Consider the following 16,636-nt stretch of genomic DNA (forward strand, 5'->3'; position numbering starts at 1 on the left):
CCGCGAAAAGCCCACGATGCGGCTGCGATATCCCACAGAGCGGGAACGCTCGCGCCGCCAAGGGCAGCAAGGTCACCACCCGGATGCTGCGGATCGCCGAGCACCATCGCGATCTCCGCAGGGCGCAGCGGTCTCAAGTCGGCCAGCGCGGTCGCCACGGCGAGCCCAGGCCGCCCAACACGGTCTGCCGCATCGGTCCCAGGCCACCCAACACGGTCAGCCACAGCGAGCCCAAGCCGCCCAACACGGCCAGCCACAGCGAGCCCAAGCCGCCCAACACGGTCAGCCACATCGGTCCCAGGCCGCCCGTCAGGTCGGGAAATATCCGGCTAAGCCCGGCCCTGCAGCGAGGCGAACGCCTCCTTCGCCTCGTCGCGCAGCCTCGCCAGCAGCGGGAGCGGCAGTGCGCCCAGCATCACCTCGATCTGCTCGCCGGTGCCGGCCAGGTCCATGAAGCCGATCATGAGGTGGCGGTGGGCGGTGGGGGCGGTCGCGGCCACGTGCGCGGCGAAGCCGTTCCACGCCTCGGGCGACAGGTGGTCGCGCAGGGCGGGCAGCAGGACCGGCTCCTCGTCGACCAGATGGCGGTGCACCACGTCGCGGACGGCCTCGGCCGCTCCGGTGAAGAACTCGCGGTCGTTGAGGTCGGCGCGCAGCAGCGTCTCGAGCGCCTCGTCGAGGATGTTGTGCTCGCCGGTCAGCTCGGTCATCCGCAGCGCGGCCTCCGGGTCGGCCTCCTTGATCAGCGGCCAGAGATCGTTGTCCTCGGTCTCGTGGTGGTGGTGCAGGTTCGACACCAGGAACTCGCGGAGCGTGGCCAGCGCGCCGACCGGCACGGCGGGATCGGCCGCGGCCTCGACCAGCATCGTGGTGGCCCGGCGGTGGACGTTGTGGACGAGCTGGGTCTGGAGCACGGACAACGGTTCGGACATGGGATCCCCCTAAAGCAGCGATCGTTGCTTTAGTCACGCTAGTACTAACGCAAAGATCGCTGCAATAATGGGTTCTGTGTCGCCTAACACCGCCAACGCCCGGCCCGGCGGACGCGCCGCCCGGGTGCGTTCCGCCGTGCATCGCGCCGTCAGAGAACTGCTCGCCGAGGAACCGGCCGAGGCCCTGACCCTGCCGGTCATCGCCGAACGGGCCGGCGTGCACCCGACCACCCTGTACCGGCGCTGGCGCACCATCGGCGAGCTGCTGGCGGAGGTCGCGACCAGCCGGTTCAGCGGCGAGAACGGCGAGCTGGTGGTCCCCGACACCGGCTCCTTGCGGGGTGACCTCGAGCGGTGGACCGAGGGCGTGGTCGACGACCTCACCGACCCCGAGGGCATCGCCCTGCTGCGGGCCGCGATCGGCGCCGGCGGGTTCGCGAGCCGCGCCTGCATGGTGGACCGGCATGCCCAGCTGGCCGCGATGCTCGACCACGAACGCGCCCGCGGCGGCACGGTCCCCGAGGTCGGCCGCGCCGCCGACACGCTGCTCGGCCCCTTGCTCTACAGAGCGGTATTCACCGACCTGCAAATTGGTCCCGACTGGGTGCACGACGTGGTGCGGGCGTTCCTCGACGGACAACGGACCGGATAATGTGCCCGTGAGCGACCTCGATGACCTGCGCCGTCAGGTGGAGCAATTGCGCGAGCAGGTGCAGATGGAGGCCGGTCTGCGGGCGAGCCGAGATACTGATCTGTCGCGGATAGCGACACGTTTGGACGCGGCGCGCCATCTTGTTCAGGCGGTGGCGCTCACGCAGTCCGCACACGAGGAGATCTTGCGCGACCACACCGATCGACTGGTCCAGCTGGAACAGAAGCTCGACACCCTGGATGAGAAAACGACGACGAACCTTCAGGTGATCATCGGCCAGCTAAACACCCTCGTCGACGATAACGGCGCCTGATTTCGGCGCCCTCGCGAACCGTCTGGCCCTAGCATGTCTCGCATGACGGTGGGGTTTCTCGGGTTAGGCGTCATGGGGCGCCCGATGGCGGGCCGGCTGGCCGGCGCCGGAACGGATCTGGTCGTCTGGAGCCGCGACCCGGCCAAACACGTTCCCGGAGCCATCCGGGCGGCGAGCCCGCGCGAGGTCTTCGAACGGGCCGAGATCGTCATCGTCATGCTGGCCAACGGCGACGCCATCGACAGCGTCCTGGGCCGCGGCACCCCCACGTTCGCCGAGCACGTCGCCGGGCACCTCATCGTCCACATGGGAACGACGGCGCCGGAGTATTCGGCCGACCTCCACACAGCGATCACCCAGGCTGGCGGCCACTACGTCGAGGCGCCCGTCTCCGGCTCCCGCGGGCCCGCCGAGCTCGGCCAGCTCGTCGCGATGCTGGCCGGCGACCCCCAAGACCTTTCCCGCGTACGCCCGTTGCTCTCCCCCATGTGCCGCGAGACCGTCGACTGCGGCGCCACGCCCGGGTCGGCGCTGCTCATGAAGCTGGCCGTCAACACGTTCCTGATCAGCATGGTCACCGGGCTGGCCGAGGCGTTCCACTTCGCGCGCGGACATGGGCTGGACACCGGCGTACTGGAAAAGGTGTTGAATGCCGGTCCGATGGCCAGCTATGTCTCGCGGGGCAAGGCGGCCAAGCTCGTCACCGGCGATTTCGAGGTGCAGGCGGCGATCGGCGACGTCTGGTACAACAACCGGCTCATCGTCGAGGCCGCGACCGCGAAAGGCCTCGCCGCCCCGCTGCTGGCGGTGTGCGGTGAGCTGCTGGCCGAGACGTACGCGCTCGGGCACGCGCAGAGCGACATGACCGCGGTCATCCACGCGATGACGGCGCGAACCGGGCACGACGCGCCGCCGGGGGATGGCCACGTTCCCGCGGGTGGCCCTCACTAATCTTCAGTGGTGGCTAAGTACTTCGACGTGCACCCGGACAACCCGCAGGCCCGGTCCATCCGGCAGGTGGTGGACATCGTCCGGGACGACGGCCTGATCGCGTACCCGACCGACTCGTGCTTCGCGCTGGGCTGCCGGATGGGCAACAAGGACGGGCTGGACCGCATCCGGGAGATCCGGCACCTGGACGAGCGGCACCATTTCACGCTGATGTGCCAGAATTTCGCGCAGCTCGGCCAGTTCGTGCAGATCAGCAACGCGTCGTTCCGCGCGGTGAAGTCGGCCACCCCCGGCCCGTACACGTTCATCCTCCCGGCGACCAAGGAGGTGCCGCGCCGGCTGCTGCATCCGAAGAAGCGGACCGTCGGCGTGCGCATCCCCGATCACGTGGTGGCGCAGGCGCTGCTGGCCGAGCTGGGTGAGCCGCTGGTCTCCAGCACGCTGCTGCTGCCCGGCCAGGAGGAGCCGATGACGATGGGCTGGGAGATCAAGGAGACCCTGGACCACGCGCTGGACGCGGTCCTCGACTCCGGCGACTGCGGGGTGGAGCCGACCACGGTTGTCGACCTCTCCGACGGCGAGCCGGAGATCCTGCGGGTGGGTGCCGGCGACCCGGCCCGCTTCGAGTGAGGCGCCGTCAGAAGGTCAAAAGCTTTGCGGGTACGGCGTGGGCCAGCGCACGGTAGCCGGCCGGGTCGAGGTGCAGGTGATCGCCGGTGTCGTATCCGGGAGCGATCTGCCGGGGCACGGCGGGATCGCGTACCGCCCGGTCGAAGTCGATCGCCGCGTCGAAGAGCCGCCCGTGCCGGATCCGCTCGTTGACCGCCTGCCGGGAGCGCTCTCGCAGGCCCGCCGGATCGTCGTAGCCTTCGTTGCCGCCGAACGGGGTGATCGTGGCGCCGTAGACCGGGATGCCCACGGCGTGCGCGCGCAGCACGATCTGCTCGTACGCGACCAGCAGGTCCGCCACCACCTGCCGCTGCCCCTCGTCGGTGGCCGGCGCGGTGCCGATGTCGTTGACCCCTTCGAACAGCAGCATCCGGTCCGCACCGCTGGTGGCCAGCACATCCCGGTCGAGCCGCGCCAGCACGCTCGGCCCGAGCCCGTCGTTGAGCACCCGGTTGCCACCCGCGGCCTGATTGAGGACCGCCACCGAGGGCCAGCGCGCGTAAAGCTGGTCGGGCCACCGGTCGTTCCCGTTGGTCGTCGACCCCCGCCCGTCGCTCAGCGAGTCCCCCACGACCACCAGCCCACCGGCGGCCGACTCCACCTCAACGCCACTGATCAGATACCAGTGGTCGGACCCCACCGGCCCGGCAGCAGCAGCGCCGCCGCCACTCGGGGACATTTCCGATTTTTCGGAAAAATCGCCGTTAATCAGCCAGGACGTTGTGCGTGATCCCGGGTGCGATGTCAGCGCGACCGGTGTCTGGCCCGGCGCCCCGAGCTGCCCCTGCCCGAAATATGCGGAAATAGCGATATTGGTTCCGCTACCCACGAGGAACGGCACCGGATCGGACACGATCTGCGCCCCGGCCGGCACCGAGACCGACCGCCGCCCTCCGAAGGTCAACACACGACTCGACCCCGGCTGAGTAGCGGACACCCCGGCCCGCCCGTCCACCGGCAGCGCGACCGCCGCCGCCGTGATCGGTAACGCCGTCACCCCGAACGCGTTCGAGAACCGCACCCGCACCCGCGACCCACCGACCGTGACATGGACCGTCTGACGCACAGTCGTATCCGCGAACACCACCCCGTCCCCGGTGAACGGCGCCGGCGGCATGTTCCCCGGTTCGGTGAGTTGCGGCATCGCCGTCCACGTGTGCCGCCAGCGACGCCCGTGTCCGCCGGCCCCCGCCGACCCGCTCGCGGCCGATCCGGGCACCGCGGTGCCGGCGACCGCCGACCCGACGGCGCCCGCGCCGACCGCACCCAGCAGAGTCCTTCTACGCATGTCCGCCTCGCTTCCGCACCGCGGCACACGCCGCTCCCAGCAACGTCCCCTCACGCATGCCCGGCCCGCTTTCGCACCGCGGCGCTCGCGGCTCCCGGCAACGTCCCCTCACGCATGCCCGGCCCGCTTTCGCACTGCGGCGCTCGCCGCTCCCGGTAACGTCAGCTCGCTCATGCCCGGCCCACTTCCCCACCGCGGCACGCACCGCCCCGGCAACGTCCCCTCACCCATGCCCGGCCCACTTCCCCACCGCGGCACGCACCGCCCCGGCAACGTCCCCTCACGCATGCCCGGCCCGCTTACTCTCCGGCGGTCCCAAATAGGAGTTCCGGACCCCGCCGGTGTCGACGACGAGCCGCTGGACGATGACCGTGGGATCGACCATCCAGAACGTCAGCGTGTGCGTCCCGGGCCGGTCGATCAGGTGCGTGGTCGTGGTGACGTTGATGTTCTCGGACGTGTTGCGTGCCCACTGCCGGTTCATGGTGGTGTCGTTCGCGCCGGTCGCGGTCGTGATGTTCACCGCCTGCGGCGCCGCGCCGTCCACCGAGATCGCGTACTTGAGACCGTCCGTAGGCCTCGTGTTGTTGCGCGGCGACAGGAACGCCGACACCCGCACCGGCCCGGACGAGGTGAGCGTCATCGTGTACTCGAGACGCGCCCCCGGCCCGCCCAGCGGCGTCAGCCCGTTGCCGGTTTTCCCGATCCCGGGCAGCAGCTGCCAGTCGCCGACCGCCCGGCTGTAGTGGTCCGCCTCCATCGCGACATACCCGTCGGCCTCCAGGAAGCCGGCCGGCCGCAGCGCCGGGTTCGACACCGGAACCGTGACGACCACGCTGCTCCCGGCACCCGTGACGACCAGCGGCACCGAGGTCGATCCGGCCGGCGCCCGTTTCCAGTCCACCGTGACCTTGGCGCGCACCTGCTGGGACACGGTGCCGGACGAGACGTGCAGCCACGGCACCGGAGAGCTGATCCGGTACGGGAACGGCGTGGTCCCCTTGTTGTAGATCTCCACGTACCGGTCGGGCCCGCTCTGCCACGGGCTCAGCTGCGGCAGCGTCGTCGCGGCTACCCCCATCGATGCGGCGGACGGCACGGTGACGCGTTTGAGGTACGGGAAGATCTCGTCGGGCAGGGCCACATTGTTCAGTTCGGGCTGCTGCCATGGCGCGTTCGGCCCGTAACGCTCCACATTCCCGTACCCGATCTTGGGTTGGGTCTGCCATCCGGCCCACTTGCCGCCCGCGAGCACGGTGTTGTAGTAGCGGCTCATCGCCTGGTCCTGCGCGAACAACGCCTCGGCCCGATCCGCGAGCTGATTCGTGGCGGCGCGCCCCTGCCCGGCGTACAGAATGTTGGTGAATTCGGCCCGTCGCAGGTCGTAGACGATCGCCGTGTCCTTGACCTGGTAGTAGAGCAGTTGATAGAACGCGTCCTGCCAGGCCGCCGGCACCTTCGCCCGGAGTCGCTCGGCCTTGCCGGCCAGCCTCAGCCAGTCGTCGGTGACACGATCCATTTCCCCGTACGCCTCGAGGCTGAACGGTGTCTGCTGATCGTTATAGACCACCGCGGCCGGGTCCGTCGCCAGGTTCTTGGCCGGATCCACGGTGATGCGCCGATTGAGCAGTTCCGGCTTGCGGCGCGACTGCAACCGCCCGTACTCGTCGAGGATCTCCGCGACGGCCGGCGCGAGCTTGTCGCCGAAATTCTGTGCCGCGTACGCCCGTGTCCAGTCATCCAGCTTCGTCACCGGCACCGCGGCCGGGTTCCACGCGTAGTCCAGGAAGAACTGGGTCGGCAGCTCCTCGTTCTTGAGGTCGCCGACGTTCACCATCCACAGGCGGTCGACCCCGGAGGCGTACGCGAGATGCAGTTGTTCCCAGGTGTTGGTGAGGTTCACCGTGTCGGCCCACTTGTAGTTGCGGCCGTCCCCGACGTAGTCGAAGTGGTAGTACATTCCGTAGCCGCCGCTGCGGGCCGGTAACGCGGGGTCGGGCAGCTTGCGCATGTTGCCCCAGTTGTCGTCGCAGAACACGACAGTGACGTCGTCCGGCGACCGGTACCCCTGGTCCCAGTAGCGCTGCACCTCCTTGTAGAGGGTCTGCACCTGCGGCCGGTCGATCATCCCCTCCTCGCGCAGGATCTGCCGCTGGCTGTCGATGATGTCGCTCATCAGACCGATGCCGTCGCCGTCGGGCAGCCCGGTGTCGCCGTTGCCGCGCATGCCGAGCGTGATGACGCCTTCGATGTTCTCGTCGCGCATGCGTTCGATGCCGTCGCGCCAGTACGCTTTGATCGCGTCGGCGTTGCGCAGGAAGCTCCACTCGCCGGTGCCGGTGGGGTGCCGGTTCCACTCCTCGATGCCGCGCATCATCGGCGCCTCGTGCGAGGTGCCCATGACCACGCCGTACAGGGTGGCGGTGGCGTGGTTGACCGGGTCGTCCTCGGCGAACGCGCGCCCCCACACGGCCGGCCACAGATAGTTGGCCTTGAGCCGCAGCATCGTCTCGAACACCTTGGCGTAGTAGGCGGCGTTGAGCCCGCCCGGGTAGCCGGGTGCCTTGCCCGGCCCGAAGTATTGTGGCGCCCAGGTGCCGGTGGCGGGGTTCTCGTCGTTGATGAAGAACCCGCGGTATTTGACCGCCGGCGTGCCCTGGCTGTGCCGCCCGGGCCGCACGTAGAGGGCGTCGTGGCGGGCCGCGGGCACATCGTCCCAGAAGGACCAGGGCGAGACCCCGATCTTTTTCGAGACGTCGTACGCGCCGTAGATCGTCCCGCGCTGGTCACTGCCCGCGATGACGAACGCCCGGCGCACCCCCGGCAGCGGATCGTCGACGACCTGTTCGATGGTGGTCTCCCACTTGCCGCGCACCCCGCTGACGTCCAGCTTGCCGCGCGCGACGATCCGGTCGATGAGCGGGCTCTTGCCGATGGTCCCGACGATGACCGGGTCGCGCCCATTGGGGAGCGTGTCGTGCGTGACGGACGTCTGGGCCCCGCTGACCTTCTTGACGTCGGCCTGCAGGTCGTCGACGACCCGGATGACCCCGGCGTAGTCCGCGGCACTGACCACAATGGGCGCGGCCTTGCCACGCTCGACAAGCGGGAAGTTGCCGTGCCCGGCGGCAAAGGCGATGTAGTCACTGCCTTGCCCGGCCGCTCCTCCCGCGCGCCCTCTTACCGACATTTCCGATTTATCGGTTATCGGAGAGGCCGCTGAGGCTGGCGCTGCGAGCAAAGGGCCGAGGAGGGCGAGAGCGAGCGCGGCCTTCAAGGAGAAGGCGAAACGCGGCCTCATCGGAACAAGCCCAGCGGGATGGCGGCGGCCATCGCGGCCATGCCGGCGTCGTTGGGGTGCAGGCCGTCGCCGGAGTTGTAGGTCGGGTTCAGGCGCAGCGGGTCGGCCGGGTCGCGGGTGGCGCGGTCGAAGTCGATGACGCCGTCGTACTCGCCGGACGTGCGGATCCAGCGGTTCAGCTCGGCGCGCTTGCGTTCGTTCGTCTCGCTGTAGAAACCGAGTGTGTCGCCCTTGAACGGCAGCACCGTGGCGCCGAACGCGGACAGCCCGGCCTGGTGCGCGCGGGCGATGAGCTGGCGGTGCGCGTAGATCAGGTCGTCCGAGCCGACCACCTCGCTGGGCGGCGCGACCGTGCCGGGGTGCCCGAGGTCGTTCACGCCGAGCAGCACGATGACGTAGCCGGCGCCGGGCTGGGCGAGCACGTCGCGGTCGAAGCGGCGCAGCGCGCTGTGCCCGAAGTAGTTGGCGAACCCGACGGCGTCGCTGCCGGCCGGCGGATTCGGGTCGTGCAGCAGCCGGTTGCCGGAGATCCCCACGTTGGCCACGCCGAGATCCAGGTGTGCGGCGCGGAGGCGTACGGCAAGAAGGTCCGGCCAGCGGTGATTCAGGTTGTTCTGCGTGTTCGCGCCGTTGGTGATGGAATCACCGAGCGTGACCACGGCGGCCCGGCCGGCACGGACAGCCACGCCGGACAGGAACAGATCCTGGGTCACGGTGGAGACGGCGGTGACGGTGCGCGCGGCGGTCACGTCACCGTTCGCGATCACGTTCTCCTGGAACGAGAACCCGGCGAGCGTCGTCACCGGCGTACGGTCCGGCAGGTAGAGGCTGATCGCGAGGTCTCCCCCGGCCGGCAGGCGCAGCCGCACCGGGTCGCTGACCAGCGGGGCGCCGGGCGGGATCGAGACGTCGCCGCGGCCGCCGAAGGTGACCCGCCGATCGGTGCCGGGCACGGTCGCGGTGCTGGCGCCATCGCCCGCGCGCCGGGCCACGCGGATCGCGCCCACGTGCAGCGGGGTGTCGCCGAACTCGTTGCTGAGCCGGATGCGGATCTCGTCGCCGCCGGCGCTGCAGTGCACGACGTGCCGGACGGTCTGGCGCTCGAGCACGAGCGGCGGCGTGGGCGGAATCGTGGTGGGCGCGGCGGCCCAGGTGGCGACCCAGGCGCCGGTTGCGTGCGCGGAGGCCGGCACGGCGACCCCGGCCGTGGCGGCGCCGACGACGGCGCCGGAGGTCATCGCGAGCAGATCACGTCGGGTGGGCATGAGGGACTCCGGAAGTTTCGGAAACACACGATTCGGATCCTCGTAACGTAGAGGCACCTATCGATATGGTCAAGGCTCATGGGATCGCAATCGTCAGTCCTTTCTGGCTACATAGACCGTTGACGAGGCCTAGCAACGCTGTTTAGGTTCCGGAAACGATCGGAACTTTCGGTTCCACTCCCATTCCACCGGCACGAGGTTTCGAGAAAGGACATTCGATGAGAAAGCTCCGAACCGGACTGGCCGCCGCCGCGGCCGGCACGGTGCTCATGCTCGGTCTGGCCGTCGCCCCGGCGAGGCGGCCCACGACGACAGCCTGCGGTCCGCCGCGCGCGGCACCGGCGTCCGGATCGGCACTGCGGTCGACGCGAACGCACTGAACGCCGACGCCACCTACCGGGCCGCGGTCGCGAAGGAGTTCGACCAGGTCACGCCCGAGAACGCGATGAAGTGGTCCGAGGTCGAGCCGGTCCAGGGCCAGTTCAACTGGGGGCCGGCCGACGAGCTCGTCGCGTTCGCCCGCGCGCACGGCCAGAAGGTCCGCGGGCACACGCTGGTCTGGCACAGCCAGCTCCCGTCCTGGCTGACCGAGGACGCGTTCACCCCGGCGCAGCTGCGCGACCTGCTGCGCAAGCACATCTTCACCGAGGTGGGCCGGTACAAGGGCAAGATCTGGGCGTGGGACGTCGCGAACGAGGTCTTCAACGACGACGGCACCATGCGTGACACGATCTGGCTGCGCGCGCTCGGCCCGAACTACATCGCCGACGCGTTCCGCTGGGCGCACCAGGCCGACCCGAACGCTCTGCTGTTCCTCAACGACTACAACGCCGAGTGGCTCAACCCGAAGACCGACGCCTACTACAACCTGATCAAGACGCTGCGCAAGCAGGGCGTGCCGGTGCAGGGCATGGGCATGCAGGGGCACCTCGCCCTGCAGTACGGCCTGCCGAACACGGTGCTGCAGAACGCGCAGCGGTTCGACTCGCTGGGCATCAAGACCGCCTACACCGAGGTGGACATCCGGATGCAGCTTCCGGTCGACGTCTACAAGAGCGCCGCGCAGTCCGAGGGCTTCGGCTCGCTGCTGCGGGCATGCTTGCTGGTGCGCGGCTGCGTCTCGTACACGCTGTGGGGTTTCACCGACAAGTACTCGTGGGTGCCGGGCTTCTTCGACGGCGAGGGCTCGGCCACGCCGATGGACGAGAACTTCCAGCCCAAGCCCGCGTACTACACGATGCGCGAGACGTTCCAGCTGGCCGGGCACTGACGGGTGCTGCCCCGCTCGCCGTATTCGCGGTGCGCGGGGCAGCTTTGCCAATTAGCCGACTTTGCCGTCGCCCGCCGTATCGGCGCACGCCACACTCAGGGTCATGAATAACGATCCGTTGCTCGTCGGTACGGACAGTGTCTTTCCCAATCAGAACTCGTCGTCGGCGCCGACCGTCTGGGAAGAGGACCTGGTGGAGGCGGCGCAGCAGGGGATCCCGGCCGGCCGCGGGCCGATGCTGACGCTCACCAAGGTATCCACGAATGATCAGTTTCTGCCCGGCGGCGCGTTCAATCCGGCGCCCGAACCGGCGCCGCAATGCGTCATTGTGAACAACATTCGAACGACCGGGGGCGCGAGTCAGCGGCTTTCCGCCTCGGTCATTGCCGCCGGGCTCGTCGGAGGTCAATTCGTCGGCGGCGTTCCGGGCGCCCGGGGCATGGGGGCGGTCGGGATCGGTGCCCCCGGCGACGGCGTCCGGGGCCTGTCGGTCGGGGACGGGCCGTCCGGTCATGGTGTGTTCGGCTTGACCCAGTCACGGAGCAGCACCGACGCCGGTGTGTGCGGTGAGGCGGTCACGGGCGCCCGGGCGGTGCTGGGCCGCCACACCGGCTTTCCACCGGGTTCGGGCACTCTCAACCTGGTGACCCAAGCCGTACGGGGTGAGGGTGGAACGCTTGGCGTGTGCGGCGAAGGCCGGACCGTGAACCCGGACGGGACTCCGGCCGTCGCCAGCTGGGGCGTGTTCGGCAAGGGCGTCACCGCGGGCGTGCAGGGTGGCGACGGCCGGACCGGTGGGATCGGGGTCATCGGCGTCTCCGGCCCCGCCTTTGTCAGCGGTGGCCTTCCCTTCACGCCGTGGGCGGGCCGATTCGACGGGCCGGTCCGAGTCCGCTCGGTCGCCGGGGCCGTCGGTGACCTCAGCGTCGACGGTTCGCTGTTCGTGTCCGGTCCCACCAAGGCGTCGGTGCTCACCCATCCCGACGGCTCACAGCGGGTCATGCACACGGTGGAGGCGCCGGAGCGCTGGTTCGAGGACATCGGCCGGGCCCGGCTGCGGCGCGGGGTCGCCCAGGTCGAGATCGACCCGGATTTCGCGGCGGTGACCGGGATCGGCGACGACTACCACGTGTTCCTCACCGCGGAAGGGCCGTCGGACCAGCTTTTCGTCGCGGAGCGCACGCCGACGGGTTTCGAGGTCAGGGGCACGAGCGACATCCCGTTCAGCTACCGGGTGATGACGAAGCGGGCCGGCGACCGGACGGGACGCCTCGAGGTGTTCGAGCCGGGCGCCGGCTCGGCGCGGCCGACCGCGGAGCAGTCCGCACCCGCCGCGGATGCTCCCGAGGCGCCGCCCGAGGACGACGCCGTGCGGGCCGACCCCGGACCGCCCGCGGATTGGCCGGACGGCGTTCCATGGCCGCCGGAGGTCCTCCGGTAACGGCACGGCCGACGCGGCCGGGTCAACCGGCGCCCATGGCCCTGCGAGAGCCCGGCGGGTGTCGCGAAGCTCAGGAGTGGGCTGCGCTGAACCCGATGTAGATGATGAGCAATGCGGGGACCAGCAGGCCGAAGGCGGCGGCGCGGTCCAGCAACGGCTTGCCGGGGTTGAGCGTGCGGTCGTTGGCCGGCCGCGAGGACTCCGGCAGCAAGGCCACCCGGGTCCGCCGAACCGTGTTCAACACCAGGGTGCCCGCGGTGATGAACAGCGACGCGATCCCCCACCATCCACGCAGGAGGGTGCGCGCGCTGACGTCGCGGTACACCGCCAGCCCGCAGTCCCGGCAGAACGGCCCGTCGATCCGGCTGAAACGCATCAGCACCACGAGGCCCTCGTGCCCGTGGAAGCTGACGTTCGCGGCGGGCGCCCGATAACAGATACGGCACGAGGTGTCGGACACGAACGATTCCTTCGGGGTGGCTCGGGGGACGGCCGGCACATGCTACGGCGCGCCCTCCCCGGCCGTCATGGCGGGCGGCCGGCAGTGCCGGCCACCCGCCTGAACCGCTATGCGGTGCTACACGAGAGGTTGTTCACCGACGCTGGGGCGGTGCCCGAGCCGAGCAACCCGAACGTCACGTACTGGCCGGCCGCGACCGTGCCGTTCCAGGCCGCGTTCTTCGCGGTCACCAGCGAACCGCTCGACGTCGTCGTCGAGCTCCACGACTGGGCCAGCGTCTGCGCGCCGGGCCACGTCCACGTCACCGTCCACTTTCCGATCGACGCGTTCGTGGGGGCGTGCACCATCACCTCGGCCTGGAAGCCGCCGGTCCACGCCTGGCTGACGTTGAACATGGCGGTGCAGCTGCCCGATGACGGCGGCGGCGTGGTCGGGTCGGTGGGCGGCGGGTTCGTCGGCGGGGGCGTCGTGGTGCCGCCGCGGATGCCGGTCACCTCGCCGTTGCCGCCGTCGAAGACCACGTCGGAGCAGCCGTAGAAGGTTTCCGTGCTGTCCGAGCGCGACCACACCGAGTAGATCAGGTGCCGGCCGCTCTTGCCGGTCGGCAGCCGGCCGTCCCACCAGTAGTTGCCGTCGTCGGTGCCCGGGCCGCCGTCGGCGGGCGGGTTGGTCACCTGGGAGAACGGCGTGGACTCCAGGTCGCTCCAGGCGAGAGCGCGGGTCGGGCTCCAGGTGTCCTTGGTGATGTAGAGAGAGAAGGTACCGGGATGCTTGGCCCAGTCGTTGTACCTAAAACGAACGTTCGTTCCGGCCGTGAGGTGCGTCAACGGCCAGTCGCTACGCGGCAGGTTGAAACCGGTGAAGTTGTACGGGCCCCCGGTGCCCCCGCTGCACAACTGGCCGTCCGGAATGAACCCGGCCATCCGACCGGCCCCGTCCGAGCGCAGCACGGCGAACCAGTTGTAGAACGGAGTGGTCCCTCCTTGCGCGGCCGCGGCGGCGCAGGCGGCGTTGGTGGGCTCGATCGCCCCGGTCTGCGGGTTACGGCCGTCCTTGTAACACAGGAACGTGCGGCTGCCCGGCATCATCATCGCGCCATGAGCGCTCGCGCCGCTGGGCATCAGCACGGCTCCCAGACCGGCCGCGAGCACCGCTGCCACGGCGTACATCAGGAATTTTCGCATGTTGTCCTCCTGCTCAGCCGTTGGGGAACAGGCGCGCGAAGTCGGCGTAGCCGGTGGCCACGTCGACCTGCGCCCAGAACCGGTGGTAGTTGAACGTGGGTGCCGGTCCGCCGTTCAGGTAGGCCTGCACCTTCGGGAAGTCCGGGTCGTTGCGGTAGAAGGAGCGAATGTCCAGGAAGGACGCTCCGGGCTTGATCTGGTCGCCGTTCGGCATGGTGCCGCTCCAGCCCGGTGGGATGTAGAGGCCCTGCCCGGTGGAGGCGTTGTAGACGTCGTCGAACCTGTTGTAGTCGGCGCGCGTCTCGGTGACCGACACGCCCTTCGCGTCCTTGTGCGTCCAGATCGCGTCGAGCAGGTTCTTCGCCGCCGTCTTCGCGGTCGCGTTGCCGGACTTCGCCGCGTAGTAGGTCAGCAGCTTCGCGAACGAGCCCGCCACGCCGAGGTCCTGGCCCTTGCTGGTCACCGTGACGTGCAGGTTGGTGTTGGCCGCCGGGTTCGACGGGTTCCAGGTGGCCGGTGCGCCCGACCACGCCATGTCGGACGGGATGGAGAAGGCCGTCGCGCTGATCGTGCTGTTCGCGAGCGCCCACGGCACCCACTTGTCGAGCACCGCCTTGGCCTTGGCGTCGCCGGTCGTGTAGTAGTACTCGGCGAGCCGTTCCAGCGACCAGGTCTGCATGCCGAACCACTGGTTGGACGGCGGGTCCGCGTACACGGGTGCCTCGACGTAGGCCAGGCCGTAGAAGGTCGGCACGTTCGCCGGGCGCGCCGAGTAGTTGCCGTTCCAGCTGTTCGTGGCGCCGCCGGCGATGGCCCCCTCGGAGGACTGCAGCCACTGGTAGAACTCGAGCTGCCGGTTCAGGCTGGCCTGCCAGTCGGCCTTGGCCGTCGGCGAGCGAGGGGACAGCGCCGCGACGTTCGAGAGCACGTACGCGGCCATCGGGTTCTGGTATCCGAAGTGGCTGGTGCTGGAGCCGATCCGCCACGCCCAGCTGGCGCTCGTGTCGGTCGCGCCACCCCAGGCGTAGTACCAGGACATCAGGTTGTTCGAGCTGCTCTTGCCGGTGCCCGCGGCACACGAGGTCGACGTGCAACCCGGGTTCTTGAAGTACTTGTCGTAGAAGGAGTACCGCAGGTAATCGCCCATCTTGGCGGCGTTCGCCACCGCCGCCGAGATCTGCGAGGCTTTGCCCTGCTGCGAGGCCCAGGTGTACGCCCAGTACGCCGCTTGCACCGCGCGCGAGTCAGCGTCCGGCGCGTTCGTGTACTTCCACTGCCTGGCGTAGCTGGCGTCCTTGGTGAACAGGTCGAGGTACCCGTTCGGGCCGCCGTGCGCGAACGTGTCGCAGGACGGCTGCGGGACGGTCTCCCACGTCGACTCCTGCGGCCCGCGCTGGAACGTGTTGATATAGACGACCCGGCTGGTCTCGTCGCCGCAATGACCGAAGCCGTACGTGTTGTCGACGTCCAGCAACCAGTGCATGCCGTAGATGTCGTCGGTCCCGTACGCGCTCTTCAGCTCGGCCGCGAGGGGGTCCTGCCCGACGCTGACGCCGGTGTCGAGTTGCGACGGGTACTGCGACGGCAACGGGTATTCCGCCGCGTAGGTGGCCGGCTTGGACGCGTTGTAGTTCGCGTTCGTCGGTTGGTCCGCGTGCGACGGGATGATGTACTTCTCCATCGTCGACCACGCGCTGTTGAACGGCTGCCAGTCACCGCTTGCCTGCCCGTGTTCGGCCTCCAGCCACAGCCAGTAGCTGAACGCCTCGGACGTGGTCTCATGACCCTGGTCCGGGGCTTCGTCGATCAGCGTCTCGATCGAGTGGTAGGGCACGCCTTCCGGGCTGAAGTAGCCGTTAGCCGGATTCTTTATGTCACCATAAAGTTGAGAAAATCGGTCATTTCCGGCAGCAGCGACCGTGACAGCCACCGACGCCGCGGTATACCCACTACTCGTGGCCGAGATCGTCGCCGTCGAATTCAACGCGGCCGCGCTGGTCGCCGAAACCGTGACAGCCTGGCCGGTCCCCCAATTGGACGGGGTGAACGAAAGCGAGGCAGGCGCCGCCGAAATAGCAGTAGCTCCGGCACTGCGCGCAACCGCGACGGTCACATTCGCGGCCGGCGCCCGGGACAGGGCAACCCGGAAGGTGGTCGAGTCACCCGGCGCGACACTCACCGACGACGCGTCCGCGACGATCGCCGGGGTGGTGCTGGCGTCGACGAACACCGGCACGTCGGCCGTGCTGCTCTTGACCCCGTTCGCGTCGTACGCGATGGCCTGCAGGTGGTAGGCCGCGGTCTGGGCGGGCACGCCCGACCAGGTGTACGCGTACGGCGCGGCCGTGTCCGTGCTCAGCAGCAGCCCGTCGTGATAGAACTCGACCTTCCCGATGGAGCCACCGGACGCCGCCGAAGCGCTCGCCGTGATGGGGATCGAGGCGGGCGCGGTGTAACGCGTATTGGCCGCCGGCGCGGTGATCTGCACGCTCGGTGCGGCCACCGCGCCGTTGCAGGGCGTGCCGTTGAGGGTGAACGACGTCGGCACCGGGTTGGCCGAGGTCCAGGTGCCGTTGAAGCCGGTGCCCACGGTCTGCCCGGTGGCCAGCGTGCCGTTGTACGCGGCGTTGGTGACGGTCACGTGCCGGGCGCTTTGCGCGTACGTGCCGTTCCAGCCCTGGGTGACCCGCTGGTTCGCGTCCGGGAAGTCGTACTCCAATCGCCAGCTGGTCATTGGATCACCGGCGTTGGTGATCGCGATGTCACCGGTGAAGCCACCGGTCCACTGGCTCTGCACCTTGTAGACGACGGTGCAGGCGGCGGCCGCCTGGGCGGGGACGCCGGCCGTGAGGGCCGCTCCGGCGCCGAGGACGGCGGCGCCGGCGACGGCCAGGACTTTTCGTCTCACGT

The 16,636-nt window shown here is 69.4% G+C and carries 13 protein-coding genes and 1 pseudogene; 7 read left to right on the forward strand and 7 right to left on the reverse strand.

Annotation, left to right across the window (positions count from 1 at the left end):
* Nucleotides 1–329 precede the first annotated feature (329 nt).
* A complete protein-coding gene (locus tag HH310_RS31280; protein ID WP_169179311.1) occupies nucleotides 330–932 on the reverse strand; it encodes a hemerythrin domain-containing protein in 603 nt (200 codons plus the stop codon).
* Between the two features lie 76 nt (nucleotides 933–1,008).
* On the opposite strand from HH310_RS31280, the gene HH310_RS31285 reads away from it, so the two are divergent.
* The 4 genes and pseudogenes from HH310_RS31285 (at nucleotide 1,009) to HH310_RS31300 (ending at nucleotide 3,478) form a co-directional block, all read left to right on the forward strand.
* Nucleotides 1,009–1,584, forward strand: coding sequence for a TetR/AcrR family transcriptional regulator (locus tag HH310_RS31285; RefSeq protein WP_211192840.1), 576 nt, complete (start codon nucleotides 1,009–1,011; stop codon nucleotides 1,582–1,584).
* Nucleotides 1,585–1,591: 7 nt separating this feature from the next.
* On the forward strand, nucleotides 1,592–1,897 hold the full coding sequence (locus HH310_RS31290; RefSeq protein WP_169179313.1) for a hypothetical protein: 306 nt from the start codon (nucleotides 1,592–1,594) through the stop codon (nucleotides 1,895–1,897).
* Nucleotides 1,898–1,918: 21 nt separating this feature from the next.
* A pseudogene (locus tag HH310_RS45910) lies at nucleotides 1,919–2,848 on the forward strand (NAD(P)-dependent oxidoreductase); the annotation flags it as partial.
* Between the two features lie 9 nt (nucleotides 2,849–2,857).
* On the forward strand, nucleotides 2,858–3,478 hold the full coding sequence (locus HH310_RS31300; RefSeq protein ID WP_169179315.1) for an L-threonylcarbamoyladenylate synthase: 621 nt from the start codon (nucleotides 2,858–2,860) through the stop codon (nucleotides 3,476–3,478).
* A 7-nt stretch (nucleotides 3,479–3,485) separates the two neighbouring features.
* Here the strand turns inward: HH310_RS31300 and HH310_RS31305 are convergent, their stop codons facing one another.
* From HH310_RS31305 to HH310_RS31315, 3 genes are all read right to left on the reverse strand, one after another.
* Nucleotides 3,486–4,805, reverse strand: a complete 1,320-nt coding sequence (locus HH310_RS31305) for an SGNH/GDSL hydrolase family protein (protein ID WP_169179316.1) — start codon at nucleotides 4,803–4,805, stop codon at nucleotides 3,486–3,488.
* Nucleotides 4,806–5,085: 280 nt separating this feature from the next.
* Nucleotides 5,086–7,995, reverse strand: coding sequence for a glycosyl hydrolase 115 family protein (locus HH310_RS31310; protein ID WP_248294615.1), 2,910 nt, complete (start codon nucleotides 7,993–7,995; stop codon nucleotides 5,086–5,088).
* Nucleotides 7,996–8,102: 107 nt separating this feature from the next.
* Nucleotides 8,103–9,371: an SGNH/GDSL hydrolase family protein gene (locus HH310_RS31315; RefSeq protein ID WP_169179318.1), complete on the reverse strand. Its 1,269-nt coding sequence runs from the start codon at nucleotides 9,369–9,371 to the stop codon at nucleotides 8,103–8,105.
* A 218-nt stretch (nucleotides 9,372–9,589) separates the two neighbouring features.
* Between HH310_RS31315 and HH310_RS31320 the strand changes: the two genes are divergently transcribed.
* The 3 genes from HH310_RS31320 (at nucleotide 9,590) to HH310_RS31330 (ending at nucleotide 12,082) form a co-directional block, all read left to right on the forward strand.
* Nucleotides 9,590–9,751, forward strand: a complete 162-nt coding sequence (locus HH310_RS31320; RefSeq protein ID WP_169179319.1) for a hypothetical protein — start codon at nucleotides 9,590–9,592, stop codon at nucleotides 9,749–9,751.
* Nucleotides 9,721–10,641, forward strand: a complete 921-nt coding sequence (locus HH310_RS31325; protein ID WP_312034446.1) for an endo-1,4-beta-xylanase — start codon at nucleotides 9,721–9,723, stop codon at nucleotides 10,639–10,641. Before HH310_RS31320 ends, HH310_RS31325 begins: the two co-directional genes overlap by 31 nt.
* Nucleotides 10,642–10,744: 103 nt before the next feature.
* A complete protein-coding gene (locus tag HH310_RS31330) occupies nucleotides 10,745–12,082 on the forward strand; it encodes a hypothetical protein (RefSeq protein ID WP_169179320.1) in 1,338 nt (445 codons plus the stop codon).
* Between the two features lie 70 nt (nucleotides 12,083–12,152).
* Here the strand turns inward: HH310_RS31330 and HH310_RS31335 are convergent, their stop codons facing one another.
* The 3 genes from HH310_RS31335 to HH310_RS31345 all read right to left on the reverse strand — a co-directional run bounded on the left by HH310_RS31335 (nucleotide 12,153) and on the right by HH310_RS31345 (nucleotide 16,634).
* Complete coding sequence (locus HH310_RS31335) at nucleotides 12,153–12,542, reverse strand: hypothetical protein (RefSeq protein ID WP_169179321.1); 390 nt, start codon at nucleotides 12,540–12,542, stop codon at nucleotides 12,153–12,155.
* A gap of 107 nt (nucleotides 12,543–12,649) precedes the next feature.
* Nucleotides 12,650–13,726: a lytic polysaccharide monooxygenase gene (locus tag HH310_RS31340; RefSeq protein WP_169179322.1), complete on the reverse strand. Its 1,077-nt coding sequence runs from the start codon at nucleotides 13,724–13,726 to the stop codon at nucleotides 12,650–12,652.
* Nucleotides 13,727–13,739: 13 nt separating this feature from the next.
* Nucleotides 13,740–16,634, reverse strand: a complete 2,895-nt coding sequence (locus HH310_RS31345) for a glycoside hydrolase family 48 protein (RefSeq protein ID WP_169179323.1) — start codon at nucleotides 16,632–16,634, stop codon at nucleotides 13,740–13,742.
* Between the last annotated feature and the right edge of the window lie 2 nt (nucleotides 16,635–16,636).

It is taken from the genome of Actinoplanes sp. TBRC 11911 (genome assembly GCF_012933445.1).
GTDB lineage: Bacteria > Actinomycetota > Actinomycetes > Mycobacteriales > Micromonosporaceae > Actinoplanes.

Bases quoted from the DNA above. Each gene is read 5' to 3' on its own strand.
- HH310_RS31280 (WP_169179311.1), bottom strand. From the start codon at position 932: ATGTCCGAACCGTTGTCCGTGCTCCAGACCCAGCTCGTCCACAACGTC.
- HH310_RS31305 (WP_169179316.1), bottom strand. From the start codon at position 4,805: ATGCGTAGAAGGACTCTGCTGGGTGCGGTCGGCGCGGGCGCCGTCGGG.
- HH310_RS31310 (WP_248294615.1), bottom strand. From the start codon at position 7,995: ATGTCGGTAAGAGGGCGCGCGGGAGGAGCGGCCGGGCAAGGCAGTGAC.
- HH310_RS31315 (WP_169179318.1), bottom strand. From the start codon at position 9,371: ATGCCCACCCGACGTGATCTGCTCGCGATGACCTCCGGCGCCGTCGTC.
- HH310_RS31320 (WP_169179319.1), top strand. From the start codon at position 9,590: ATGAGAAAGCTCCGAACCGGACTGGCCGCCGCCGCGGCCGGCACGGTG.
- HH310_RS31330 (WP_169179320.1), top strand. From the start codon at position 10,745: ATGAATAACGATCCGTTGCTCGTCGGTACGGACAGTGTCTTTCCCAAT.
- HH310_RS31340 (WP_169179322.1), bottom strand. From the start codon at position 13,726: ATGCGAAAATTCCTGATGTACGCCGTGGCAGCGGTGCTCGCGGCCGGT.